Source organism: Natrarchaeobius oligotrophus, from assembly GCF_003841465.1.
Taxonomy (GTDB): domain Archaea; phylum Halobacteriota; class Halobacteria; order Halobacteriales; family Natrialbaceae; genus Natrarchaeobius; species Natrarchaeobius oligotrophus.
Map to the genome: position 1 here is coordinate 276,546 of NZ_REFZ01000005.1, position 26,173 is coordinate 302,718.

A 26,173-nucleotide genomic window follows, 5' to 3' on the forward strand; every position below is an offset into this window, starting at 1 on the left:
CCGGTGATATTCGAGGCAATACTTTCCTGATCGGGCGACCGACGTCAGGTATCGCCACATTACGGAGAGGTATACCTGCGGGGCGTTTTTACCCGCCAAACGATGGCTCTTGAGTACCTCGTTGTGGCCCTGTCCGCGGATCGACGCTCGAGCGGACGGTGGTTCGCGTGAACACCGTCGAACAGCACAAACAGGAGAAACACCCCCTCGACGTGATCGAGGACGTCTACGAGTACGCCGAGGAGGGTCTCACGTTCGAGGAAATCGAAGACCGCGCCGGCGGCGGCGAGTGGGAGCGCCTGAAGTGGGCCGGCATGTACGCCCAGAAGCAGGAGGGGTACTTCATGATCCGGACGAAAGTCCCCGGCGGGAAGCTCACGCCCGAGCAGGCCGAAGTGATCGGCGAGGTCACCGACGACCTCGCGGTCGCTCCCGAGGAGTACGGCGGCGAGGAGCAAAACGAGTTGTGGGGCGACGCCTACCTCGACATCACGACGCGCCAGGACATCCAGAAACACTGGATCCGGGTCGAGGACGTCCCCGAGATGTGGGACCGCTACGACGAGGTCGGCCTCACGACGGTCCAGGGCTGTGGCGACTCCGCCCGGAACGTACTCGGCTGTCCCGCCGCCGGGATCAGCGACCACGAGTGTTTCAACGCACAGCCGGTCGTCGACGCCGTCTCCGATTACTTCACCGGCAATCGCGAGTACGCCAACCTCCCGCGGAAGTTCAAGCTCACGATCACCGGCTGCGCCCACGACTGCGCGCAGTCCCAGATCAACGACGTCGGCCTGGTGCCGGCGAAAAAGGAACTCGAGGGAGAGTACTACTACGGCTTCCACGCCCGCGTCGGCGGCGGCCTCTCGGACGGGCCGCGGATGGCCTCGGAACTCGACGTCTTCATCCCGCCGGAAGACGCCGTCGAGTTCGTCCGCGCCGTCGCCCAGACGTTCAAGGAACTCGGCGACCGCAACAACCGCGGCGTCTGCCGCATGCGCTATCTCGTCGAGCAGATGGGGCCCGAGAAATTCGAGGAGGCGGTTCGCGACCGCTGTACCGTCGACCTGCCGACCGGCGGCGAGAACCTGACCGTCGGCTACCAGGGCGACCACGTCGGCGTCCACGACCAGAAACAGGACGGCCTCAAATACGTCGGCTTCAACGTCATCGCCGGCCGCATGGGCGGCGACGAGTTCGCCCAGGCGGCCCGAGCCGCGAAGAAGTACGGCACCGAGGACGCCTCGGTCCGCCTCGCGACCGATCAGAACTTTCTCATCTCTCACATTCCCGAGGAGAACGTCGACGACCTCCTCGCCGAGCCGTTCGCCCGAGAGTACCAGCCCGATCCCGGCCCGTTCTCCCGCGGTGCCGTCGGCTGTACGGGCAACGAGTTCTGCAACTACGCCATCATCGAGACGAAAAAGCGCACCAAACGCTGGGCGCGCGAACTCGACGACCGCATCGACGTTCCGGACGACATCGAGGCGATCCGGATGCACATGTCCGGCTGCTCGGCGTCGTGTGCACAGCCACAGATCGCGGACATCGGCTTCCGCGGCGAGACCGTCAAACTCGAGGACGAAAACTCGCCCAACGACGAGGGCGACAACATCGTCGAGGGAATGGACTTCGGTCTCGGCGGTTCGCTCGGCGCGGACAACGAGTTCCTGGACTGGGTCGAAAACGCCGTGCCCGCCCACGCCGTGATCCCGGCGCTCGAGCAGCTGTTCGACGCCTACGCGGCGGACCGACGCGACGGCGAGGCGTTCTACGCCTGGTGTCGCCGCGTCGACAACGAGCGGCTCCGGACCATCATGCAGGGGGCCGACGCCCCGGTCGCCGGAGGTGTCGCACATGGGGACTGACGAAAACGGCGACGACCGCTCGAACCGTCACTTCCCCGGCGTTCCCGACTCGAGCACGGACGACGACGCCGTCGTCGTTCCCGACGCTGGAAGCACACCGCCGCGCTCGCGCGAGGGAACCGACCACGCTCGAGACGGCGCGATTCGGACGGACGGTGCGGACGCGAGCGCCGAGACCGGCGACGGCTGTGCGCCCGACGCCTGTACCTGCGGCGAGAAGACGCCCGCCGGGAGCGGATCGAAGCCCGTCGCCACGGACGGCGCGGGCGTCGCGAACGTCGACGAGGGCGGCGAACTCGGCGACCTCGAGTTCACCGAACCCGCCGAGAACGTGAGCCAGGACGTCTACGACGACGCGCCCGACACCCGCGTCGGCATCCCCGAGGGGGTCGACCTCGAGACGCCCGAGTACTCCATCAGGTCGGAGATGAACGACATCGAGACGCCCGACGAGAAGACCTGGTTCCACGAACTCGACGAGGCGGTCATCGACGACGGTCGCTGTATCCAGTGTGGGACCTGCGTCGCCGCCTGCCCGTCGGACTCGATCGGCGTCGGCGACGACGACCTGCCCAAGCTCGTGAAGATGTGCACCGGCTGTTCGATGTGCTGGGACTTCTGTCCCCGCGGCGGTCTGCGCTACGAGCGCCAGTGGAAGATCACCGGCGGCGAGGACAACGTCAAGGGCGCGGGCGACCCGATCACGGAGTTCTCCGCGAAGGTCGACGACGACTGGACCGACGGCGCACAGGACGGCGGCGTCGTCACCGGCATCCTCGCGACGCTGCTCGAGGAGGGCGAGATCGACGGCGCACTCATCGCCACCGAGAGCGAGGACGAGCCCTGGAAGGCCGAGAGCTTCCTCGCGACGACCGAGGAGGAGCTCATCGAGAACGCCGGCACCGTCTACAACCAGACGCTCGCGCTCGGCAACCTCGACCTGAAACGGTGGGAGCACAAGCTCCCCGACAAGGACTGGGACGACATCAGCCTCGCGCTCGTCGGCACGCCCTGTGAGATCGAAGGCATCCGCGCGCTCCAGGACTTTGACTGGGACTACCAGGCCCAGAACGAGGGCATCCGCGCCGTCGAGTACACCATCGCGTTGATGTGTACGAAGAACTTCAACTACTACAGCCTCATCGGCGAGCAACTCGAGGAGAAACGCGACATCTCGCCGGCGGAGATCGGCAAGATGGACGTCCTCCACGGCAAGATGATGGTCTACGACCACGACGGCGAGATGATCCTGGAAGAAGACGTCGAGAACTTCCACGACGCCGCGCTCAAAGGCTGTGACGAGTGTGCCGACTTCACCGGCTTCTGTTCTGACGTCACCGTCGGCTCCGTCGGCTCCTCCGACGAGTACTCGAGCGTCATCCTCCGGACCGAGCAGGGCGTCAAAGCCTGGGAGCTCACCGAGCCGAAACTCGACTACCACGACCTGGAGGACCGCTCGGCCGTCGGCAAGCTCCAGGGCTGGGACAAGAAGAAGGCCTTCGAGAGCTTAGAGCGGCCGTTCGATCCCGACGCGCCCCGGTTCATCGACTACACCGACCACGCGGAGAACTACGGGACGGCGATGAACCCGCACGACCAGGCCCACTAGGGTCGATTTCGGATCTCTCGATCCGTCTCGACTGTTCTACCGACCCGGTTCGTCTCGACGATTTTGCCGACCCGGTTTCTCCCCATCCAGTTCGTCCCGACGGTTTTACCGATCCAGTTCGTCCCGACGGTTCTACCGACCGGTACGGGGCAGTCTGGCGTCGAAGCCCTTATCGTTCCCTTCGCGATCGACCGGTCGGCAGCCACCGCGGAACCCGCTCGCGATACCGCTCGTATGCGTCGCCGTGTTTCTCGGCCAGGTGCGGCTCTTCGTACCGGATCACCCGGTTGTGAAAGCCGAGCCAGCAGCCGACCGCCCACCAGAGGACGGATACGGACCGCCGGCGGAGCGCCTGGCCGAGGACGACCAGGACCACGCTCACGTACATCGGATTTCGCGTGTACGAGTACGCTCCGGTTGTCACGAGCGCTCCGGGTTCGTCGGTCGGCGACGGCGTTCCGTCGCCCTCCACTCCGAACCGCTCTGCGGTGTGTGCGTACAGGAGCGCCCCCAGCGCGATCGACAGCGTCCCGACCGCGTTCGCCGCGTAGGAATCGACCGGAAGCCGCGGATGGGGCCGCCACCGAGCCAGCAGTTGCGGAACGGCCACGGCGACCGTCCCGGGGATCAGGATCGTAAACAGCACCGTTTTCGAACGGACGCGAAGGGAGGTCACGAGCCCCCGTACGGCTCGCTCGCGCATCAAACTACGGACGCGATGGTCACGCACGACGCTGGATCACCGCCGCTCGAGCGTTTCCGTGCCCGCAACGAGACGTCTCCGTCCGCCCTCTCCCTCCAGCTCACGGCCCGTATCTTTCGTCGCGCGTTCGCGCTTCGGGCCGGCAGCCTCCGACTCGATCGAGACGGTCGTTCGAGTCCCGATCGCTTCGCCCCGGCCGCCGGCGTCCGATGGCCGCGCGAGACCGGAGACGAACGGCGTTCCGTCACGAGCCGCCGGAGCCGTTCGTTCGAAACTCGAGCCGCAAATAATTCGAATATAGAAGTAACTTCGACTCTCGAAGTAATAGTAGAGAGGAGCTCACTCGATACCCGGCCCGGTTTCGCTGATGCGACTCCTGGGGTGTCGAACGAAGCCGCCCCGGCCGAGCGCGAACGGCGGACGCTCGGTCCGTTCGTTCGGGCCCGGAACGCGCGGCCGTCGATCCGGCGATCTCTTCGACAGTGCTGGCGACGCGAGGCCGACGGCGGGATCGAGTCGTCGATTTCGCGAACGCGCTGCGTGCTGTTCGAAACTGGATCTAGCTCAAACGGACGTTTCACCCAGTGGAACGAATTTATCGTTCCACCTCGATTACCGAACGTGAAACGACGGACCCTCCTCGGAAGCGTTTCGGTGTCGGTGGCCCCGTTCGCCGGCTGCTTGAGCGCTATCGGGACCGAAAACGGGGAGTCGGACGACGGAGACGACGATTCGGCCGACGAACCCGCCGGTGACGACGATTCGGCCGACGAACCCGACGGAGAATCGACCGCCGACGTGGATTACGAGCGGTGCGAAAACCGCATCGTCAGCGTCTCGAACGTGCCCGAACCCGCGGCGGACGAGGCGACGACGGCCGTCGACGACGGCGAGTACGAGACCGACGGCGAACTCCTCCTCCCGGAGGTGATCGCCGTAGACGATGCGTACCTCAGCCGCGACGACGAGTACTATCGGGCCGAGATCGCGGAGAACGCCGACGCGACGATCCTCCGGCTTACGGAGGCGGTTCCCGTCTTCGCGGAGCCCGTGACGCTGGAAAACGTGACCGACGAGACGGTCTCGGTAACCCTCACCGTTACGCGCGAGGAGTCGGACGAGGTCGTCCTCGAGGAGGCGGACGACCTCGAACCGGCCGATCGCATCGTGCTCAACGAGGACGTCGAGTTCCACTACGGAACCTACCGGATGGAGGTCGACGGCGACGACCTCTCGGAGGACGGGACGTGGGATCTCACGTGGGAGCTGGACCAGCGGTTCGAATCCGGATACGAGTATCCGATCGAACTCGACGACCACGGCGTCTTCGAAGATCCCGTCGACAGGGACAGTACGCACGGCCCCTGCTCGTGGACCGACGACGGCGAGGTTAGAACGGGGTAGATCACCGTCCGCCGGGGACACCGTCCCGAACGCACACCGGAGCGAGCCGACCTAGTTCGCGTCGACGGCCTCGACGCCGCGGAACGCGAACGCGGTACCGTCGTCGTCTTCCGCCACGCCGACGTCCCAGCCGTGGGCGTCCGCGATCCGCTCGAGGAGGCCGAGCTGGACGTCCGTCGGATCGTCGTCGAACCGGCCCGAGTCCGGATCCGTGTCCCGGCTCGCTCCGTCGCTTCCCGACGGCCTGTCGCCGGCCACGTAGAATCCGTCGTCGGTCGTGCCGACGGTGACGGTGATCGACTCGTCGGCCGGCTCGTCCTCGCGTTCGACCTCGATCACCGCCTGCAGGGCGTACTCGAACAGCTCCCGGAGTCCGTCGCGGTTCGCCTCGATGATCACGTCGCCCTCGGTGGCGAGCGTCGCGTCGCGGGTGTCGACGTCGATCCAGGCCAGTTGCGCGACCTCCTGGACGGTGACCGGCTCGGTGGCGTCGCCGTCACCGCTTGCGACCTCGTTCAGCGTCTCGAGGTGAGCCGACAGCCGATCGTGCGCCGCTTCGACGGTCTCGAAGTGCTCGCGGTCGCCGGTCTTCTCCGCGAGTTCGAGGTAGCCGTCGGCGGCGTTCAGCGAGGGCCGCCCCTCCTCGTCGATCAGCTCGACGATCGTCTCGAGACGGCTCGCGGCGGCCGCGAGCGTCCGCTTTCGTCGCCGCGACTCGGTGACGTCGTCGTAGACGACGAGTCCGTCCGCGGAGGTGGGCGCTTCCTGGCCGCTCGCTCCTGTCTCGAGCGGGACGACGGTGATCACGAACTCCCGGACGCCCTCGACGGTGTCGCGACGACACGACAGCTGACGCTGCTCGCCGGCCCGAACCGCGTCGACGAGCGTCGCGGCCGCCTCCGCCAGACCGTTCGGGACGGCGTACTCCGCGAGCGGGGTTCCCGCGACCGCCTCGGCCTCGTCGCCGAAGACCACCTCGAGGGGCTCGTTGACGTCGGCGACGACTGGCCGCCCGTCGACGAGTTCGTACCGGATCGTCGGCTCCGAGACGTTCGCGAGCAGCGAGACGAGCGCGTTTCGCTCCTCGACGATCCTCTCTCGCTCGTCGGTCAGGCGATCGTACTCCTCGGTCAGCCGCTGGCGGTCGCGGCGCAACCGGTCTCGCTCGTTGTCGATTCCCGTCTCGATCCAGTTGCGCTCGAGGATCGCCGCCGCCGTCCCACAGAGCCCCTCGAGCAGTTCGAGATCCGTCGCGTCGAAGGCGTCCGGTAACTCCGACGCCACGTAGAGGACGCCGACGTCGCCGACCGGAACGCTACACAGCGATCGGACGTGTTCGAACGGCGGCGCGACCGCCTCGAGCGGTTCGAGGTCGGCGATGCGAATCGGCTGGCGCGCTCGAAACGAGACGCTGAGCGGATCCTCGAGGGGGATCGGTCCCAGCTGATCGTCGGGAACCGCAGCCGCGGTCGCCCGCGGGACCAGCGTCCCGAAGTTGATCGTCGCGACCCAGCAGTACTCGAACTCGAGGATGTCGACCACGCCGCCCACGAGCCGATCGAACAGTCGGTCGCGATCGCGACAGGTCGCGACGTCGGTGGCGACTTCGAGTACGGCCGCGTCCGTCCGAGCGCGAGCGCCACCATCCGGAGACTCGTCCGTCGACCGATCGGCTCCGCGTTCGCACAGCCAGACGATCTCGTCGAGGAGGTGAACCGCGGCGTCGTCGGCGTCTCGGCGGACGAAGCCGTCGAACACCTCGCTCGAGGGGACCGCCGGCGATCCCTCCGAAAACAGCACGAGCGGCGTCGACCCCGAGGCGTCGACGGCCTCGAGCAGGTGCGAGTCGCTGTCGTCGGCGAGCGGCTCCGCGAAGACGACGCAGTCCGCGTCGGCCGCCGCGTCCCGTATCTCCTCGACCGACGCCGCGGGGTGGACCGCCCGATCGGGGCCGTCGCTGATGGCCTCGAGCGCGTCCGCCCCGTCGCCCGCGCGCTCCTCCGTCGCGGCTACGTAGAGAATCTGGAGGGGGTGCGACTTCGGTGTCGAATGTGCCATCGATGTCATCGAATCCACTTGTTCGCTATACGTAGTGTCCGTCTGACCACGATAAAATTCTGCTGGGCGTTTCGATCGGTGAGCCGTCGTCCTTGCCGGTATATTTCGACAGACATCGAATCATAGGGCGACGATTGACGATTCGCCGACCGAACGACCCACGACGAACGACCCACGACGGACGTCGACGCCCGACGCACGGTTCGTTTCGGTCGATCCTCAGCGGATGAACGTTGCGGAACTGTTTTAGGCGCTCGCTGGCCAACACACCTATAATGAGCGAACTGGCGGACGAGTACCGCCTCGAGTACTTCGAGGAGGAAGGGTTCGTGCGAACGGAGTGCTCCGAGTGCGGAGCGCACTTCTGGACGCGCGACGAGAGCCGGGAGACCTGTGGCGAACCGCCGTGTGCGGAGTACGATTTCATCGACAACCCCGGCTTCGAAGCGGAGTACAGTCTCGAGGAGATGCGCGAGGCGTTTCTCTCCTTTTTCGAAGAGCGCGATCACGAACGAATCGATCCCTATCCCGTCGCCGCCAATCGCTGGCGCGACGACGTCCTGTTGACCCAGGCGTCGATCTACGACTTCCAGCCGCTGGTCACCTCCGGCGAGACGCCGCCGCCGGCGAATCCGTTGACGGTCTCCCAGCCGTGCATTCGGATGCAGGACATCGACAACGTCGGCAAGACGGGTCGTCACACGATGGCGTTCGAGATGATGGCCCACCACGCGTTCAACGCGCGCGAAGCGGCCGGTAATCGGTACGCCTACCAGGGCGAGGTGTACTGGAAGGATCGGACCGTCGAACTCTGTGACGAGCTGCTCGATTCGCTCGGTGCCGACGTCACCGACGTCACCTACATCGAGGATCCGTGGGTCGGCGGCGGGAACGCCGGTCCCGCGATCGAGGTCATCTACCGTGGACTCGAGCTGGCGACGCTCGTCTTCATGTGCATGGAGCAGGATCCGGACGGCGAGTACGAGCTCAAAGACGGCAACCGTTACTCCTACATGGACACGTACATCGTCGACACCGGCTACGGCCTCGAACGCTGGACCTGGATGAGCCAGGGAACGCCGACCGTCTACGAGGCGATCTACCCGGAGATGATCTCCTTTTTGAAGGAAAACGCCGGCATCTCCCACACCGACGAGGAGGCCGCCCTCGTCAACCGCGCCGCCCACCTCTCCGGCCAGCTCGACATCGACGACGTCGACGACGTCGAGGCCGCCCGCGACGACCTCGCCGCACAGCTCGACGTCTCGACCGACGAGCTTCGAACGCTGCTCGAACCGCTCGAGGACATCTACGCGATCGCGGATCACTGCCGGACGCTCGCGTACATGCTCGGGGACGGCATCGTCCCCTCGAACGTCGGCACCGGCTACCTCGCCCGAATGGTGCTCCGGCGAACCAAGCGCCTCTGTGACACCGTCGGCGTCGACGCGCCGCTCGACGAACTCGTCGACATGCAGGCCGACCGACTCGGCTACGAAAACCGCGACACGATCCGCGATATCGTCCGCACCGAGGTCGAGAAGTACCGCGAGACGCTCGAGCGCGGCGGTCGTCGGGTCGAGTCGCTCTCCGAGGAGTACGCGGCCAAAGGCGAGCCGATCCCGACCGACGAACTGATCGAACTCTACGACTCCCACGGCATCCAGCCCGACATGGTCGCCGAGATCGCAGACGACGTCGGCGCGGACGTCGACGTCCCCGACGACTTCTACAGCCTCGTCGCACAGCGCCACGACAGCTCCGGGGCGCTCGAGTCGACGACCGAGGAGGAGGACGAACGGTTCGAGGACCTTCCGAAGACGGAGAAGCTCTACTACGACGACCAGCAGCGAACCCAGTTCGAGGCCGTCGTCCTCGACGTCTTCGAGCGCGATGAGGGCTACGACGTCGTCCTCGACCAGACGATGTTCTACCCCGAAGGCGGCGGCCAGCCCGCCGACACGGGGACGCTCTCGACCGACGACGTCACCGTCGACGTCACCGACGTCCAGATCGAAGACGGCGTCGTCCTCCACCGAACCGACGACACCCCCGGCAAGGGCGAATTCGTCAACGGGCAGGTCGACACCGGACGGCGTCGCCAGCTCATGCGCCACCACACCGCCACGCACGTCGTCATCCACTCGGCGCGCGAGGTCCTCGGCGAGCACGTCCGCCAGGCCGGCGCACAGAAAGGCGTCGACTCTTCGCGCATCGACCTGCGCCACTACGACCGGATCGACCGCGACGACGTCAAGGAGATCGAACGCATCGCCAACGAACTCGTGATGGACAACACGGCCGTCACCCAGGAGTGGCCGGATCGCCACGAGGCCGAGGCCGAACACGGCTTCGACCTCTACCAGGGCGGCATCCCGCCGGGCGAGCAGATCCGCCTCATCCACGTCGCGGAGGACGTCCAGGCCTGCGGGGGGACCCACGTCGCCCGCACCGGCGACATCGGCGCGATCAAGATTCGCTCGACCGAACGCGTCCAGGACGGCGTCGAGCGCATCACGTTCGCGGCCGGCGAGGCCGCCCTCGAGGCGACCCAGGCGACGGAAGATGCCCTCTACGAGGCGGCCGAGGTGCTCGACGTCTCGCCCGCGGACGTCCCCGAGACCGCGGCGCGGTTTTTCGAGGAGTGGAAAGACCGCGGCAAGCAGATCGAGGAGCTGACAGAACAGCTCGCCGAGGCTCGCGCGGGCGGCGGCGACGGCGCGGACGAGGTCGACGTCGGCGAGACGACCGCGGTCGTCGACCGGATCGACACCGACGTGGACGAACTCCGGGCGACCGCGAACGCCATCGCAGAGGAAGGGACGATCGCCGTCCTCGGCAGCGGGGAAGACAGCGCGCAGTTCGTGGTCGCGGTTCCCGACGGCGTCGGCGTCAACGCCGGCGAGGTCGTCGGCGAACTCGCCGCGAAGGTCGGCGGCGGCGGCGGCGGTCCGCCCGACTTCGCACAGGGCGGCGGCCCCGACGTCGACGCCTTAGACGAGGCGCTCGAGGACGCGCCCGACGTGTTGCGTCAGATCCAGGACGCCTGATCCGGATCTCGGTACTCGATAGTAGTTTTTCACACACGGAAGCCTGGTGGTAGCGATTTCTCCGTCGGCTGACCCCACAGATTTTGAGGCTAGCTGTCGTTTTATAACGGGTGTTTGGGACGGAAAACCTTTCACTCGTCATTGGGACGGAAAACCTTTCACTCGTCATTGGGACGGAAAACCTTTCACTCGTCAGATGGTGGTAGTAGACATGGGAGTTCAACCCCGGCGTGACAACAACAGCGATACTATCACTGTTACCCGTAGTGGTGACTGGTACGTCGCTAAAGACGAAGCGACCGGGGTTGCGAGTCAAGGTGAGACGAAAATTGAAGCAATCGAGAACCTTGCTGAAGCACTCGAGTTGCACACTCGCCCCGAACCAGAAGATTCTGACGGAGAAATCGAAGAATCCACGGCTCCGTGGTTCTAAGCACGAGTTTCACTTTCGGTCCCGTGCGGGAACCCTTATTCACTTCCGCGAGAAATAGTGAAATATCGTGACACGAGGGACGTACTCCGGCCACGACATCATCAAAGCTCTCGGGAACTGGGGCTTCCACAAGGTCGATCAGACCGGGAGTCACGTGAAGCTGAAATACGTCCATCCGGACACAGGCAAGACGAGATACGTCACTGTTCCGCTGCACGATGAACTCGCTCCTGGTACGCTTCGATCAATCGCAGATCAGGCCGGTGCTGAGGATTCCCAGGCGTTCCTCGACGAGATGGACAAAATGGTCTGACCTAAACCACGGCAGAGCCGTGAACGAGTAGGGTGGGGAGGAAGTCACTGCCAGAGTCCGACCGCTACCGCGTAGAACCGAAACCGTCGCCTTCCTCCGGGTACTTCCAGTCGGTATGCCCACCGCCACGAACGGCGACGTCTCGCTGTACTACGAGCGCGACGGCGATCCCGACGCGGAGTCGATCGTCTTCGTCCCCGAGGCCGGCCTCGGAGGTTGGCTCTGGGGCTGGCAACACGCCGGACTCGCCGGCCCGTTCGAGACCGTCGTCTGGGACCTCCGGGGAACCGGCCGCTCCGACGCGCCGCCCGGTCCGTACGCTCTCGAGGACCTCGTCGCCGACCTCGAGGCGGTGCTTTCGGACTGCGAGATCCGAAACGCCCACCTGGTCGGCTGCGGCCTCGGCGGCGCGGTCGCGCTCGGTGTTGCCCGCGCGACGAACCGGGTCGAGACGCTGACGCTGCTCGCCACCGCGGCCCGCGGGGACGAGTACGACCTCGAGTCGCTGTTCGCCCCGCCGGACGACCGCGAGGCGCTTCGTCGGTCGCTCGAGACGGCGCTCTCGGGCGACTTTCGCGAGGCACAGCCCGACGTCGTCTCGGGGATCGTCGACTGGCGCGCCGACGGCGACGCCGACCGCAACGGGTGGGAGGCCCAGGTCGCCGCGCTCGAGGACTTCGACGCGACCGACTGGCTGCTCGAGGTGACACGGCCGACGCTGGTCTTTCACGGAACCGACGACGAACTCGTTCCGCCCGCGGCGGGCCGCGATCTCGCCGACGGCCTCCCCCGCGGCGAGTTCGTCCCGCTCGAGGGCGCGGGACACCTCGCGCTCGTCGAACGATCGCGGACGGTCAACGATCGGATCGCGGGGCTGTTCGAGGAGCGGACGGACGGCAACCGCACTGGCCGTTGAACGGGTTACTCACCGTTCGCCCTCGAGGGGCCGCCGCTTGCGAGTGTCCGCTCGCCTACTACGGGGGTGTGCGCCGTACGGTCCGTCGTGACCCTCTCGGTGGCCCAGCGGGCGCGGCGGTTTCCCGACCGAACGGCGGTCGTCGACGTCTCCGAGGAGCGGCTGTACGCGCCGGCCGAGACCGTCCACGAGGACCGCGTCACCTACGCCGAGCTATCGGAACTGGCCGACGACGTGGCCGCCCGACTCGCGGCGCTCACGGTCGACGCCGGCGACACCGTCGCACTCGTCACCCGAAACCGGGTCGCCTCGCTCGCGCTGTTTTTCGCCTGTCGTCGCCTCGGCGCGACGTTCGCGCCGATCTCCCACCGACTCACGCCGGTCACCGTCGAGCGACCGTTCGACGCCATCTCGCCCGAGATCGTCGTCTTCGAGGCCGCACAGCGCGACCTCGTTCGGTCGATCCCCCACGACCGGTCGATCACGCTCGAGAAGCTGGCGACCGTCGCCCTCGACGCCCGGATCGGCGCGGAGCGAACCGCCGGACTCACCGAACTCGACGACGACGTCGGCTCCGATTCCACGGCGGGAGACGACGACCGACCGCTGCTCGTTCTCCACGGCGAGGGCGGACGCCCGGCGGCCGCGTTTTCGGAGCGCTCGCTCGAGCGAACCTGCGCCTCCGCACTCGTGACCTGGGGGCTGTCGGCCGACGACGTCGCGCCGGTCGTCACGCCGCTTTCGGCCGCTGACGGGTTCGTTCGCGTCGCGCTCCCGTTGCTGTACGTCGGCGGTCGGCTGCTGCTCGACCGCGCGTTCGACCCCGGCGATACGCTGGCCGCGATCGAGACCGAGGGGGCGACGTTTCTCGCCGGTCGAACGATCACGTTTCGCGAGTTGGCAACGGAATCCGGGTTCGACGACGCCGTCGGCTCGCTCGAGCGGGCGGTCCCCGATCACTCCGTTCCGGCGACGTTCCTCGAGCCCTACCGCGAGCGGGACGTGACGGTCACCCGCGCCTACGGGAGACTCGAGTGTCCGACGGCGCTGTGCGAGACGGACGACGCGGTCGGTTCCGGGTCCGACGGTGTCGCCGACTGCGACGACGCCGTCGGGTCTACGGGAACCGCCGTCGGCGTCCCCGTCCCCGACTGTCGCGTCAGGCTGGTCGACGAGGACGGAACGGCTCTCGCAGGGTCGGGAACCGGCCGACTGCAGCTCTCGGGGCCGGTCGTCGCGGACGGCTACGTAAACGCTGCCGCTTCCACCGACGCGGATGGGTCCGACGAGTGGGACGCCGTCGACCGGACCACCGAACGCGAGGCGGGCGACTCCGCCGGGGAATTCGTCGACGGCTGGTTCGACGCCGGCGACCGCGTTCGCCGGGACGACCGCGGCGTCTACGTTCTCGAGTAGCTCCGTCCTCGTGCGCTCACACCGAGGAACGCGGCCTCGAGTCATCGATCCGTACCCGACGTCGGGCCGTAACGCTCTCTCGTCCGAGACAGTACGGTCGTCCGATCGATCGTCGCCGGTCGCGGCAACGTCGACGCCGGACAGAAGGTCTATCCGTCCGGAGGGGCCACTGTGGAACGATGAGTCACCTCCGTATCGCCGTCCTGGACGCCACCCACCGGGACGAAAACGCGAGGCGAAACTTCCGGCGCGAACTCGCCGGCTCGCTCGCTGAGTTCGACGTCACCGACGGATCGGTTCCGGACGACTTCGCGTTCGACGCCGCGGTCGTCACCGGCTCGCGGTCGTCGGTCTACTGGGACGAGGCGTGGATCGAGTCCACCAAAGCGTGGGTTTCCGAGGCGATCGACCGCGACATTCCGTTTCTCGGCGTCTGTTGGGGACACCAGCTGCTCGCGGACGTCCTCGGCGGCACCGTCGAGGACATGGGTGCCTACGAGGTCGGCTACAGCGAGATCGAGCGGACGGCCGATTCGCGGCTGTTCGACGGCATCTCCGAGACGTTCACCGCCTTCACCAGCCACTCCGACGCGGTGTCGGAACTGCCGCTGGGGGCCGACGCGCTCGCGAGGAACCACTACTCGAATCACGGCTTCCGAAAGGACCGGGTCTTCGGCGTCCAGTTCCACCCCGAGTACGACACGAAGACCGCTCGCGATCTCGTCCACACCAAGGAGCTCTCGGACGAGCGCCTCGAGTCCGTCCTCGCGGAGATCAACCGGGAGAACTATCGCGCAGCCTGCGAGGCGAAACTCGTCTTCGGGAACTTCCTCGAGTTCGTCCGGGAGACGACCGAGACGGTCGCGGTCGAAGCCGGCGACGCGACGGCGGTCGGTGCCGGCAGCGACGTAGCGACCGACGGGTCCGGCGACGATTCGGCCGCGACGGGGCGCTCGGACTGACGAGCTACCGGACGAGTCTCCGTAGCCGCTCGAGCGGACCCGACGCCGCTCTCTCAGCGGTGCCGTCTGTTTGTTCGGACGTTCGGTCCTCGAGCACCTGTTCGTACCGGACGACGACGTCGCGGTGGCGGCGTTCGCGCGCCGCGAGTTCCCGCTCGAGCGCGGCGACGCGAGCGCGTAGCTGCGTTCGTTCGATGCGGGACGGAAGCGACGCTCCGGAGCGATCGTCGGACGAGGAGTGATCGTCCGAGCACACCGGGGAGACGTCGGACCGAAACTCGAGTTCGAGTCCTCGGCTCGGATCCGTCGTCCGCTCGTCTTCGGCGGGGGTGGAGTCGACTGACCGTTGTTCGACGGACATGCTACCCACTGCCACGGACGTGGGGAAAAAGCTCAGTCAGTCGGGCGTCAGACGGGTCTGACGGGGGTCGTGCGTCCGTCGTTCACTCCCCCTGCAGGTGTGCGAGCACGCCCTCCGTGTCCGCGGGCACCGGCTCGGGGTCGCGACCCGCGGCGGCGGCAGCGTCGGGGTCTTTGAGTAGGTGGCCGGTCGTCAGGCAGGCGACGCGCTCGTCGTCCGAGACGACGCCGTCGGCCCGCAGCTTTCGCAGGCCGGCGACCGACGCCGCGGACGCCGGTTCGACGCCGATCCCCTCGCCCGCCAGGTCGCGCTGGGCCGCGGTGATCTCCTCGTCGGTGACCGAAATCGCGGTGCCGCCGGTCTCGCGGATGCCGGGAAGCGCCTTCGGCGCGTTGACCGGGTTGCCGATCCGGATGGCCGTCGCCCGCGTTTCGACGTCGTCCCAGCGGCGCACCTCGTCGGCTCCGTTCTCGATCGCTTCGACCATCGGGGCCGCGCCTTCGGCCTGGACGCCGACCAGTTTGGGCACCTCGCCCTCCTCGAGTTCGCCCGCCTGAACGAGTTCGCGGAAGGCCTTGTACAGCGCCGACGTGTTCCCCGCGTTACCCACCGGCAGCACGATCCGGTCCGGCACCGCGTCGTAGTCCGCGAGAAAGCCCTCGAGGATCTCGAGGCCGATCGTCTTCTGGCCCTCGAGCCGGAAGGGGTTCAGCGAGTTCAGCAGGTAGGCCTCGCCCTTCGCGGCGAGCTCCTGGACGACGTCGAGGCAGGCGTCGAAGTTGCCGTCGACCTCGAGGATGCGCGCGCCGTGGAGGCTCGCCTGGGCGACCTTACCGGCGGCGACCTTGCCCGCCGGCAGGAGCACGAGGGTCTCCATCCCGCCGCGGGAGCCGTAGGCCGCGAGCGCGGCGCTCGTGTTTCCGGTCGAGGCACACGCCAGCCGGTCGACGCCGAGTTCCTTCGCGACGGCGACGCCGACGGTCATGCCCCGGTCTTTGAACGAGCCCGTCGGGTTCATCCCCTCGTGTTTGATCCGCAACGCCTCGACGCCGACCGACTCCTCGAGCCGGGGCACCTCGTACAGCGGCGTCGCCCCTTCCCGGATCGTCACTCCTTCCTCGAGGGGCAGGGAAGCGCCGTAGCGCCAGACGCCCCGGCCCTCGAAGTCCGCGAACGTCGGGAGGTCGGCGTACCGTACCTCGAGCAATCCGTCGCACTCGTCGCAGGTGTACCGGACGTCCTCGAAGGGCGCGAACGTTTCGCCGCACTCGATGCACTCGAGCCAGACGCCGTCGTCGGCGTCGGCCGGCACCGCCGGTTGATCGGCGGAGAGACTGAGACTCATTGTCGCTCGAGAGGGCGGGCACGGGCAAAAAGAACGTGGATTCGTCCGTCGAATCGGTGGTGACAGTCACGGAGATGCAAGGAGGATTCCCTCGATGTCAGTCGGGTAAATGACTCGAGCAGCCAGCTCAAAAGTGCCCTGACTGCCACCTTTTTTCGCTCGGGTTCGGTCCCCTCACCCTCACGAAAAAATCTGTCTGGCGAGCGCGTCGCTCTCGCCGACCGTCGCCTCACTTCGTTCGGCGAGAGACGGAAAAACCGCTCGCTTCGTTCGCGGGACACTCACTCGAGCAGCCAACTCAAAAGCGCCTTCTGTGCGTGCAGACGGTTCTCGGCCTGGTCGAAGACGATCGAGCGATCGCCCTCGACGACGTCGTCGGTGATCTCCTCGCCGCGGTGGGCGGGCAGACAGTGCATCACCGACGCGTCGGGCGCGTGGTCGAGCAGGTCGGCGTTGACCTGGAACCCCTCGAAGTCGTTCATGCGGACGTCGCGTTCGTCCTCCTGGCCCATGCTGATCCAGACGTCGGTGTAGATGACGTCGGCGTCGGTTGCCGCCTCGACGGGATCGTTCGTGAGCGTCGGCTCGCCGCCGAGCGCTCGAGCGCGTTCGTTGACGTCGTCGTCGATGCCGTAGCCCGCCGGCGTCGCGATCGTGAGGTCGATGCCGGCCAGCGCAGCGCCGACGGCGAACGACTGGGCGACGTTGTTGCCGTCGCCGATCCAGGCCACCGACACGCCGTCAAACCCGCCTTCGTGCTCGCGGATCGTCAACAGGTCCGCGAGCGTCTGGCAGGGGTGGGCGTCGTCGGTCAGTCCGTTGACGACCGGCACCGAGGCGTACTCCGCGAGCACCTCGATGTTGTCGTGTTTGAACACGCGGCCCATCACGGCGTCGACGTACCGCGAGAGGGTCCTCGAGGTGTCTTTCAACGGCTCGCCGTGACCGAGTTGAATGTCGTCCTCGCCGAGAAAGACCGCGTGCCCGCCGAGCTGGGTCATGCCCGTCTCGAAGGAGACGCGCGTTCGCGTACTCGGCTTCTGGAAGATCATCCCAAGCGTCTGGCCGTCGAGATCTTCGTGGTCTTCGCCCTCGTTCTGGGCGTGTTTGTACGCCGTTGCACGATCGAGGATCGACTCGAGTTCATCGTTCGTGACGTCGTCGATCTCGAGAAAGTGTCTCGGCCGCGTCTCGTCCGTATCTGGTGTCATTGTCTGTAAACTCGTGTGAATATCTGCGTTCAGTTCTCGGTGAGCGTCCGCGCGACGCGCTCGAGGATGGCGATCGACCGATCGAACTCCGACAGCGAGAGCCGCTCGTCGGGTGCGTGATCGAGATCGGAGTTGCCCGGGCCGTACGTCACCATCGGGCAGTCCCACGCTCCGGCAAAGATGTTCATGTCGCTGGTTCCGGTCTTTCGGACCAGACGTGGATCTTCGCCTTCCGCCCGGATGGCGACGCGAAACGCCCGTGCGACCTCCGTTCGGGGACTCATCATCACGGGCGCAACCTTGTCCTTCCAGGTCACCGTTCCGACCTCGAGTTCGCCTTCCGCGGCCTCCCGGACGGTCTCGACGGTGAGCGCCGGCGGGACGCGAAGTTGGACGTCCATCGTCGTCTCGACGGAGAGGCCGTCGTCGCTGACGCCGCCCTCGATGGCGACCGGCTTGGTCGTCACCTGCTCGAAGACGGGTTCGTACTCGTCGCCTTCGAAGTACTCCTCGACCGAGGACCACCAGCGGACGGCGTGTTGGATCGCGTTCGGATCCGGACGGGACGTGTGTCCGGATTCGCTGGTCGCGACGTAGGTGCCGGCGAGCAGCCCACGATAACCCAGCGTGATCCCGTCAGTCCCGGATGGCTCGCCGTTGACGACGGCGTCGGGGGCGACGTCCCGGTTGTCGACCAGATAGCGCGAGCCGCGCGAGTCGATCTCCTCGCCGACGACGCCCGCGAACGAGACGCCCGTGCTGACGGCGGCGGCCGCCATCGCGGCGAGCGGTCCCGTCGCGTCGACGCTGCCGCGACCCCAGAGGATCTCGTCGTCACCGGTTTCCTCGGTTTCGACCGGGATATCCCCCGGCACGGTGTCGATGTGTGAGGTCAACAGGACGGAATCGTCGGCGGGCGCACGGACGTTGCCGACCGCGTCGAGCCACACCTCCCGGTTGTGTGCCTCGAAGAAGTCGACGAGCCGTTTGGCTGCTTCGCGTTCCTCGCCCGTCGGCGAGGGAATCGAGACGAGGTCGACCAACAGCTCCCGCGCGTCAGCCTGCGGTACGTCCGTCGGTTCGCTCGTCCTCGCGTTCATGAGTCGGTGTCGGGTTCGATGATCGCGCCCAGCGCGTCCACGAGTCGATCCGCCTCTTCCTCCCCGATCACGAGCGGCGGCAGCAGGCGGAGGACGGTCCGACCCGCCGGAAGCGCGAGAATCTCGTGTTCGAGCGCCAGGTCGCGGGCGACGCGATTCGCCCCGCGTTTCAACTCGATGCCGACGAGCAGCCCCTCGCCGCGGACCTCGCGAACCTCGTCGCCGAGGGCCGCCTCGAGTTCGTCGACGAGGTAGTCGCCGACCTCGGCGGCGTGGGCGGGCCACTCCTCTTCGACCAGCGTCGAGATCGTGGCGTGGACCGCCGCGGTGACGACGGGGCCGCCGCTGAACGTGGCGTTGTGCGAGGCCGCGCCGTCGGCGATCCAGTCCCGGACCGCGACCGCGCCGACGGGCAGACCGTTGCCCAGTCCCTTTGCGGTCGTGAGGATATCGGGCGTGACGCCCGCACCTTCGCAGGCCCACATCTCGCCGGTTCGTCCCATGCCGGTCTGGACCTCGTCGAAGACGAGCGCAGCGCCGGCCTCGTCGGTCAGTTCGCGGGCGGTCTCGAGGTAGCCCGCGGGCGGAACGTTGATTCCCCCTTCGCCCTGGATCGGCTCCAAGATCACGGCCGCGGTCTCGTCGTCGACGGCGTCGGCGAGTTCGTCTCCGTCGCCGTAGGGGACGAACGCCACGTCGCCGGCCAGCGGCTCGAACGGTTTCTTGTACTTGTCCTTCCAGGTCGCCGCGAGCGATCCCATCGTCCGGCCGTGGAACGAGCGGGTCGCGGCGACGATCGTCGACTCGCCGGTCGCCGACCGGGCGAACTTCAGCGCGGCCTCGTTGGCCTCGGTCCCGGAGTTACAGAACCAGGCCCCATCCAGGCCGTCGGGCGTCGACGTGACGAGCGCCGCGTAGGCGTCCTCGCGCGATTGGACGGGATACGAGGAGTCGACGAAGGTCAACTCGCCGACCTGCGTCTGTACCGCGTCGACGACCGCCGGATGGCTGTGTCCCAGCGGCGTACACGCGTAACTCGCGCCCGCGTCGAGGTACTCGGTGCCGTCGGTCGCGTAGAGGTACGGTCCCTCGCCGCGCTCGATGCCGATCGGCTTACCGCCGGAGACGAAGTCGTGATCGCTCATTTCGTGGCCTCCTGTGCGGTTTCGTTCGCGTCCTCGTCCGCGAGCGCGCCGGGCTCGAGCGTCGTGCCCGCGCCGGAGAGCGCGTTCGTGATCGGTTCGTCGACGTTCGCACTGGCGACGGTGACCGACGCCGCGCCGCCCTCGAGGGCCTCCTCCGCGGCCATGACCTTCTTCGTCATGAACCCTTCCGCGGCGTCTTTGACCGCGTCGAACGCCGCGGGCGTCGAGGCGGAGTCGAACTTCGTGGACTCGTCGTCGGGATCGGCGTAGATGCCCGAGACGTCCGTCAGCACGACGAGGTCGGCCTCGATCGCACCCGCGATCGCGGCGGCGGCGCGGTCGGCGTCGGCGTTGACCGCGGTGTAGCCGCCCTCGCGCTCGCGGCCCAACACGGGCACCGAGACGACGGGCGTGTAGCCGGCCGACAGTAACGTCTCGAGTAAGTCCGCGTTGACGGACTCGATCGTGCCCGAGTGGTCGCCGCGTTTGATCTTCTTCTTGCCGTCCTCTTTGACGCGGACGGCGGACTTGCGCTTGCCCTCGAGTACCTTGCCGTCCGTCCCGGAGAGGCCGACTGCGTTCACGCCCTCGTTGTGCAGGCTCTCGACCAGGTCGGTGTTGAGCTTGCCCGGCATCACCATCTTGAAGACGTCCATCGTCTCCTCGTCGGTAAACCGTCCCACCACTCCGCCGGGGGTCTCGACGTAGGTCGGTTCCCGACCCAGTGCCTCGAGCGTTTCGTCGACGGCTGTCGAGCCGCCGTGGGTGAGAACCACGTCCTCCCCGTCGGCAACGAGGGAGGCGACGTCGGCGAGCGCCCCTTCGGGGTCGACGGCGCGCGCGCCGCCGATTTTGACCACTACCGTCATTTACGGTGCCCCCACGGGGTGTAGCCCCGCGAACTCGAGTCCGGCCGTCTCCTCTAAGCCGAGCGCGATATTGGCGGCGTGGACCGCCTGTCCGGCCGATCCCTTCATCATGTTGTCGATGGCCGAGAAGACGACGATCCGCTCGTTCGACGGATCGAGTTCGAAGCCGACTTCGGCGTAGTTCGTTCCGGCGACGGCCTTCGGCTCGGGGTAGCGGTAGACGCCGGAGCCGCCGGCGGCCATGCGGACGAACGGCTCGTCTTCGTAACAGCCCCTGTAGGCTTTCCAGAGCTCCCCCTTCGAGACCGGTCCCGAGGGGAAGACGTGGCTCGTCGCGCTCGCGCCGCGGATCATGTCCACGGCGTGGCAGGTAAAGGCGACCGAGGTGCCGAGGAACTGCTCGATCTCGGCCTCGTGGCGGTGGCCCGTCGGCGCGTAGGGGCGAACGACGCCCGAGCGCTCGGGGTGGCTCGAGGCCTCGCCGCCGCCCGCGCCGCCTTCCGAGGAGCCGACCTTGACGTCGACGACGATCTGCTCTCCACCGTCGAGGATTCCGTGTTCGAACAGCGGATAGAGTCCGAGGATCGACGCGGTGGCGTTGCAGCCGCCGCCCGCGATGAGTTCGGCTCCCGCGAGGTTCTCGCGGTTGATCTCGGGCAGCGCGTACTCCGCCTTCTCCAGGTACTCGGGTGCGTCGTGGCCGTCGTACCACTCGTCGTACTGCGCTTCGGTCTCGAGGCGGAAGTCGGCCGAGAGGTCGACGACGGTGTCCGCGACGTCGAAGAAGTCGTCGATCTGCCCCATCGAGACGCCGTGTGGCGTCGCCGCGAACAGCACGTCGACGGACTCGAGGTCGTCGGGTTCCGTAAAGCGAAGGTCCGCCCCGCGAAGCGGCGGGTGGACGGAGCCGACGCTCTTGCCGGCTTTCGACCGGCTGGTCACTTCTGCGATCTCGAGGGTCGGATGGGAAGCGAGCAGGCGAAGCAGTTCGCCGCCCGTGAAGCCGGAGCCGCCGACGACGCTCGCGGTGATGCCCTCCGCTCCGTCGTCGGCGTCGGCCTCGGCTTCGACCGCCATCAGTGGGTCACCTCGAGTCCCTCGTCGGCCGCGTCGACCGCCTTCGTCTCGAGCCAGTCGACGACGGTGGCGGCGACGTCGGTGTCGACCGCGCCGTCGAGGGCCTTGAACTCGACGGTGTGGTTGACTTCGTGGACGGTGTACCGCTGGCCAGACTCCGTCTGGCTGCCCTCCGAGTGTGACTCGGAGACGTCTTCAGTTTCCATCAGGTCGATCCCGAGCAGCCCGCCGCCGACGGCGTCGCTCGCCTGTGCGACGAGCTTTCTGGCCTCGTCGTCGGGTTCGAAGACGTCCGTCTCGGCACCTTTGGCCGCGTTCGTGATCCAGTGGTCCGACGAGCGAACCATGCCGGCGATCGGCTCGCCGTCGGCCGCGAGCACGCGAATGTCGCGACCGGGTTTCTCGACGAACTCCTGGACGTAGAACACCTTGTGCTCGTAGTGGCCGAGCGTCGCCTTGTGCTCTAAGATCGCCTCGGCGGCGTCCGGCGAGTCGATCTTGGCCATCAGCCGACCCCAGGAGCCGACGACGGGTTTGAGCACGCAGGGGTAGCCGAAGCTCTCGATGGCGTCCATCGCGGTCTCTTTCGTGAACGCGACTTTCGTCGCGGGCGTCGGCACGCCCGCCTCCTCGAGCGCGAGGCTGTTTTTCACCTTGTCCGCGCAGATCTCGGCCGTCTCGTGGCTGTTGATCACGGGCACGCCGTACGCCTCGAGGAACTTCGTGGCGTACAGGCTGCGGCTCGTGGCGAGACAGCGATCGACGACGACGTCGACCTCCGAGAACTCCTCGGGAACCTCGCCGACGTCGAACTCCTGTTTGCGGACGTCGATCTTCTCGACCTCGTGGTCGCGCTCGCGAAGCTCGTTGAGCAGCAGCTTCTCGTCCTTGCGGATTCGGGAGTAGAGTATTCCTACCTTCACTCGAACCACCCCTGACGGGGATCAGCCAAACGCGGCTGTGTCGCGACCGTCTGCAAGGTCACTCACCCCAGTCCTCTTCGAGCTCGGGGGCTCGCTCGAGGACTGGCGGCTCGGTGTCGACGACTTCCAGTTCGGCTCCGCAGGTGGTACAGTCAACGATCTCTCCAACCTCCAGATCGTCGTGAAGGGACACCTCGGCCCCACACTCGACGCATTCGGTCATTGTACTCGCAACTGCGCGCCGATCACCCTTAAAGCCTTCGAACTTAACAGCAAAATTATACTATCTGCACCGTCCTCTATCCGACCGCTGACGCCATTTCACCGCAATTTCAGTTTGACATATCATGTAGTGATTATTTCGTCCCCTCGCGGGGACCGCCGCCGCGGCGTCGGACGTGAAACGACGTCAGACATAGTCGTTCACCTCCGTCCGAAGCGCCTCGTGAGCCGCCTCGAGCGCGTCCGTCGCAGCGTCCGTCGCCTCCCGATCGGCCGAGCGCGCCGCGCGCGCGGATTCGAGTTGCGTCGCGACCTCCTCGGGGGCGGGTCCACCGCGGGAGTTCCGACTCGCGACGCTCTCGGCCGGTTCGAGGGCGTCCTCGACGGCCTCGCGGTCGACGTAGGACTCGAGTGGCTCCTCGAGGACGGCCTCGGCTGCGGCCGCTATGTCGGCGTACTCGTCGCCTCGTTCGGCGGCGACGGCGACGACCTCGTGGGCCGTCCGGAACGGCAGCCCGTTCGCGGCGAGCAGGTCGGCGACGCCGGTCGCCGTCGAAAAGCCCGCGCCGGCTTCGTCGGCCAGGGCGTCCCCGTTCCAGTCGGCCGTCGCGACCGCGCCGGCGGCGACCTCGCTCGCCTCGGTGACCGCGTCGGCGGTCTCCCAGGCGTGGGTCGTCGCCCGCTGGAGGTCGCGGTTGTACGCGCGGGGCAGCCCCTTGAGCGTCGTCGTCAGCCCCTGGACGCCGCCCGCCGCGTTGCCCGCGACCGCGCGGACGAGTTCGAGCGTGTCCGGGTTCTTCTTCTGGGGCATGATCGACGACGTCGAGGAGTAGTCGTCCGCGAGGTCTACGAAGCCGCGGTTCGCGAAGACGACCAGGTCCTCCGCGAGCCCCGACAGCGTCGTCGCGTGCGTCGACAGCGCCTGGGTCGTCTCGAGCAGGAAGTCCCGGCTCGAGGCGGCGTCCATCGAGTTCTCGACGAGGCCGTCGAACCCGAGCAGTTCGGCGGTGCGCTCGCGGTCGACGTCGAACGTCGTTCCGGCGAAGGCGGCCGCGCCCAGCGGCGACTCGTTGATCCGGTCGTACGCCTCGAGCAACCGCGCGGTGTCGCGACGGACCGCTCCCTCGTAGGAGAGCGCCCAGTGTGCGACGGTGGTCGGCTGGGCCGGCTGGAGGTGGGTGTAGCCGGGCATGATCGTCTCGCCGTGCTCGGCCGCGACCGCACACAGCGACTCGCGGAGCGCGAGCGTCGTCTCGACCGCGTCGAGAACGTCCTCGCGCAGTCGGTAGCGGATGCAGGTCGCGACCTCGTCGTTGCGCGAGCGCGCGGTGTGCATCCGGCCACCCTCCTCGCCGACGCGCTGGATGACGGCCGTCTCGATCGCCTCGTGGACGTCCTCGCCGTCGGGCAGCGAGCCGTGGCCGTCGACTTCGATCGCGTCGAGCGCGGTGAGGACGTCGCCGGCCACGCCGTCCTCGACGATTCCCCGCTCGGCCAGCATGACGACGTGCGCGCGGTCGACCTCGAGGTCGGCCTCGAAGATCCGCTCGTCGGCTGCAAGCGAGGAGAGGAAGCTCCGGGCGGGGCCGCCGCTGAAGCGGTCCCGGCGGACGACGCCCGACCCGTCGTCCCGGCGATCCGAAGACGGCTCGCCGCCGTCGGTCGCGACCGCGGGCTCGAGTTCGGAGCGGCCGTCGTCGTCGCGAGCGCTCTCCTCGGTCATGACTAGTCGTCCTCGTCGATCACGCTGTTCGCGAGGCGGCGCTGGAAGCCGTGGTACTTCGCGACGCCGGTCGCGTCCTCCTGGTCGATCTTGCCGACCGACTCGGTGTCGAAGGAGGCGTGCTCGGCCGAGTAGGCGGCGTACTCGCTGTCGCGTGCGACCGCGCGGGCCTGCCCGCCCTCGAAGCGGATCGTCACCGTTCCCGTGACGCGCTTTTGGGTCTCGTCGATGAAGCCCTCGAGCGCGCTCACGAGCGGCGCGTCGATCAGCCCCTCGTAGCCCTTCTTCGCCCAGCGCTGATCGATCAGCTGTTTGAACTCGCGTTCTTCCTGCGTGAGCACGAGCCCCTCGAGCGCTTCGTGGGCGTTGAGCAGCGTCGTCGCCGCCGGGTGTTCGTAGTTCTCTCGGACCTTCAGCCCGAGCATGCGGTCTTCCATCGAGTCCGTGCGACCGACGCCGTAGGTGCCGGCGACCTCGTTCAGGTGCTCGATCAGCGAGACGGGATCCATCTCCTCGCCGTCGATGGCGGTCGGATACCCGTTCTCGAACGTAATCTCGATCTCTTCGGTGTCGCCCGAGGGATCGTCCGTCCAGTCGTAGATCTCCTTCGGCGGGACGTAGTTCGGGTCCTCGAGTTCGTCGCCCTCGACGGAGCGGCTCCAGAGGTTGGTGTCGATCGACCAGTCGCCGCCGCTGCCGCCCTCGACGGGGAGGTCCTTCTCGTCGGCGTACTCCTGTTCCCACTCGCGGGTGAGCCCCAGTTCGCGCACCGGCGCGATGACCTCGAGGTCGGAGTCGCGCCAGACGGCCTCGAATCGCAGCTGATCGTTTCCTTTCCCGGTGCAGCCGTGGGCGATGCCGGTACAGCCCTGTTCCTCGGCGACCTCGAGGATCGCCGACGCGATCACGGGGCGAGCGAGCGCCGTTCCCAGCGGGTACCCCTGGTAGGTCGCGTTCGCGCGAACGCTGTCGAAACAGAGGTCCGCGAACTCGGCTTTCGCGTCCACGACGTAGTGTTCCAGGTTGAGCGCTTCGGCGGTTTCCTCGGCTTCCTCGAACTCCTCGGCCGGCTGACCGACGTCGACGGTCACGCCGATTACCTCGTCGTATCCGTACTCCTCCTCGAGCAGCGGGACACAGACGGTCGTGTCGAGCCCGCCTGAGAACGCAAGTGCAACGCGTGTCATGTCGTACTCGAGTACAGCGTGAGGACGGACTTAAATTCACTGATTTAGATTAAGAATTTTAATTGTAGAGCGGGTGCTGCGTGAGAAACAGGCATTCTCGGGAACTGGAACGTTCGATCGATCGACGGCGGTGGTGGAGTAGAGTACGGGCTCAGCGAGCCCGTCGCCGGGGTCGTCGCGATCGCGGCGGAGAAACGGTCCCGTCGGTACCGATCGCGGCGGATACGGACCCGACGGAGCGACTCATTGGGGTGCGATAGTGAGCGGTCAGTATTAAG

The 26,173-nt window shown here is 67.2% G+C and carries 22 protein-coding genes; 9 read left to right on the plus strand and 13 right to left on the minus strand.

What is annotated here, in order from left to right:
* The first annotated feature begins 167 nt into the window (after nucleotides 1-167).
* Together EA472_RS09695 and EA472_RS09700 are read left to right on the plus strand one after the other, a co-directional pair.
* Nucleotides 168-1,868 (plus strand): nitrite/sulfite reductase, encoded by a 1,701-nt coding sequence (locus EA472_RS09695; protein ID WP_165874865.1) that lies wholly within the window; start codon nucleotides 168-170, stop codon nucleotides 1,866-1,868.
* Nucleotides 1,858-3,477, plus strand: a complete 1,620-nt coding sequence (locus tag EA472_RS09700; RefSeq protein ID WP_124191304.1) for a Coenzyme F420 hydrogenase/dehydrogenase, beta subunit C-terminal domain — start codon at nucleotides 1,858-1,860, stop codon at nucleotides 3,475-3,477. The genes EA472_RS09695 and EA472_RS09700 overlap by 11 nt, the downstream gene beginning before the upstream one ends.
* Nucleotides 3,478-3,646: 169 nt before the next feature.
* Here EA472_RS09700 and EA472_RS09705 read toward each other — a convergent pair whose 3' ends face one another.
* Nucleotides 3,647-4,180, minus strand: a complete 534-nt coding sequence (locus EA472_RS09705; RefSeq protein ID WP_207891145.1) for a methyltransferase family protein — start codon at nucleotides 4,178-4,180, stop codon at nucleotides 3,647-3,649.
* 621 nt (nucleotides 4,181-4,801) lie between these two features.
* Between EA472_RS09705 and EA472_RS09710 the strand changes: the two genes are divergently transcribed.
* Entirely contained in the window at nucleotides 4,802-5,584 is a 783-nt protein-coding gene (locus tag EA472_RS09710) for a hypothetical protein (protein WP_124191305.1), read from the plus strand.
* Between the two features lie 51 nt (nucleotides 5,585-5,635).
* On the opposite strand, the gene EA472_RS09715 is transcribed toward EA472_RS09710, so the two are convergent.
* A complete protein-coding gene (locus EA472_RS09715) occupies nucleotides 5,636-7,642 on the minus strand; it encodes a GAF domain-containing protein (RefSeq protein ID WP_124191306.1) in 2,007 nt (668 codons plus the stop codon).
* A gap of 275 nt (nucleotides 7,643-7,917) precedes the next feature.
* Between EA472_RS09715 and alaS the strand changes: the two genes are divergently transcribed.
* The 6 genes from alaS (at nucleotide 7,918) to EA472_RS09745 (ending at nucleotide 14,732) form a co-directional block, all read left to right on the plus strand.
* Nucleotides 7,918-10,692 (plus strand): alanine--tRNA ligase, encoded by a 2,775-nt coding sequence (alaS, locus tag EA472_RS09720; RefSeq protein ID WP_124191307.1) that lies wholly within the window; start codon nucleotides 7,918-7,920, stop codon nucleotides 10,690-10,692.
* Nucleotides 10,693-10,903: 211 nt separating this feature from the next.
* Nucleotides 10,904-11,125 carry a type II toxin-antitoxin system HicB family antitoxin gene (locus EA472_RS09725; protein WP_124191308.1) on the plus strand — a complete coding sequence of 74 codons (222 nt, stop codon included), beginning with the start codon at nucleotides 10,904-10,906 and terminating at the stop codon, nucleotides 11,123-11,125.
* A 67-nt stretch (nucleotides 11,126-11,192) separates the two neighbouring features.
* The gene (locus EA472_RS09730) at nucleotides 11,193-11,438 is read left to right on the plus strand and encodes a type II toxin-antitoxin system HicA family toxin (RefSeq protein ID WP_124191309.1); all 246 of its coding nucleotides are present in this window, start codon (nucleotides 11,193-11,195) and stop codon (nucleotides 11,436-11,438) included.
* 115 nt (nucleotides 11,439-11,553) lie between these two features.
* Nucleotides 11,554-12,354, plus strand: a complete 801-nt coding sequence (locus EA472_RS09735; RefSeq protein WP_124191310.1) for an alpha/beta fold hydrolase — start codon at nucleotides 11,554-11,556, stop codon at nucleotides 12,352-12,354.
* An 87-nt stretch (nucleotides 12,355-12,441) separates the two neighbouring features.
* A complete protein-coding gene (locus tag EA472_RS09740) occupies nucleotides 12,442-13,770 on the plus strand; it encodes a class I adenylate-forming enzyme family protein (RefSeq protein WP_124191311.1) in 1,329 nt (442 codons plus the stop codon).
* 179 nt (nucleotides 13,771-13,949) lie between these two features.
* Complete coding sequence (locus EA472_RS09745) at nucleotides 13,950-14,732, plus strand: type 1 glutamine amidotransferase (protein ID WP_124191312.1); 783 nt, start codon at nucleotides 13,950-13,952, stop codon at nucleotides 14,730-14,732.
* Nucleotides 14,733-14,736: 4 nt separating this feature from the next.
* Here EA472_RS09745 and EA472_RS09750 read toward each other — a convergent pair whose 3' ends face one another.
* From EA472_RS09750 to EA472_RS09800, 11 genes are all read right to left on the minus strand, one after another.
* Nucleotides 14,737-15,093, minus strand: coding sequence for a hypothetical protein (locus EA472_RS09750; RefSeq protein ID WP_124191313.1), 357 nt, complete (start codon nucleotides 15,091-15,093; stop codon nucleotides 14,737-14,739).
* Between the two features lie 82 nt (nucleotides 15,094-15,175).
* Complete coding sequence (gene thrC, locus EA472_RS09755; RefSeq protein WP_124191314.1) at nucleotides 15,176-16,438, minus strand: threonine synthase; 1,263 nt, start codon at nucleotides 16,436-16,438, stop codon at nucleotides 15,176-15,178.
* Between the two features lie 281 nt (nucleotides 16,439-16,719).
* Nucleotides 16,720-17,649 (minus strand): ornithine carbamoyltransferase, encoded by a 930-nt coding sequence (gene argF / locus EA472_RS09760; RefSeq protein ID WP_124191315.1) that lies wholly within the window; start codon nucleotides 17,647-17,649, stop codon nucleotides 16,720-16,722.
* 29 nt (nucleotides 17,650-17,678) lie between these two features.
* Nucleotides 17,679-18,749, minus strand: a complete 1,071-nt coding sequence (locus tag EA472_RS09765; RefSeq protein ID WP_124191316.1) for a [LysW]-lysine hydrolase — start codon at nucleotides 18,747-18,749, stop codon at nucleotides 17,679-17,681.
* Nucleotides 18,746-19,894: an aspartate aminotransferase family protein gene (locus EA472_RS09770; protein ID WP_124191317.1), complete on the minus strand. Its 1,149-nt coding sequence runs from the start codon at nucleotides 19,892-19,894 to the stop codon at nucleotides 18,746-18,748. The genes EA472_RS09765 and EA472_RS09770 overlap by 4 nt, the downstream gene beginning before the upstream one ends.
* Nucleotides 19,891-20,763 (minus strand): acetylglutamate/acetylaminoadipate kinase, encoded by an 873-nt coding sequence (locus EA472_RS09775; protein ID WP_124191318.1) that lies wholly within the window; start codon nucleotides 20,761-20,763, stop codon nucleotides 19,891-19,893. Before EA472_RS09775 ends, EA472_RS09770 begins: the two co-directional genes overlap by 4 nt.
* A complete protein-coding gene (gene argC, locus EA472_RS09780) occupies nucleotides 20,764-21,840 on the minus strand; it encodes an N-acetyl-gamma-glutamyl-phosphate reductase (RefSeq protein ID WP_124191319.1) in 1,077 nt (358 codons plus the stop codon).
* Nucleotides 21,840-22,763 carry a lysine biosynthesis protein LysX gene (gene lysX / locus EA472_RS09785; RefSeq protein WP_207891146.1) on the minus strand — a complete coding sequence of 308 codons (924 nt, stop codon included), beginning with the start codon at nucleotides 22,761-22,763 and terminating at the stop codon, nucleotides 21,840-21,842. Before lysX ends, argC begins: the two co-directional genes overlap by 1 nt.
* 58 nt (nucleotides 22,764-22,821) lie before the next feature.
* Nucleotides 22,822-22,986 (minus strand): lysine biosynthesis protein LysW, encoded by a 165-nt coding sequence (lysW, locus tag EA472_RS09790; protein ID WP_005554620.1) that lies wholly within the window; start codon nucleotides 22,984-22,986, stop codon nucleotides 22,822-22,824.
* Between the two features lie 186 nt (nucleotides 22,987-23,172).
* Nucleotides 23,173-24,708, minus strand: coding sequence for an argininosuccinate lyase (gene argH / locus EA472_RS09795; protein WP_124191321.1), 1,536 nt, complete (start codon nucleotides 24,706-24,708; stop codon nucleotides 23,173-23,175).
* 2 nt (nucleotides 24,709-24,710) lie between these two features.
* Nucleotides 24,711-25,895, minus strand: a complete 1,185-nt coding sequence (locus EA472_RS09800) for an argininosuccinate synthase (RefSeq protein ID WP_124191322.1) — start codon at nucleotides 25,893-25,895, stop codon at nucleotides 24,711-24,713.
* Between the last annotated feature and the right edge of the window lie 278 nt (nucleotides 25,896-26,173).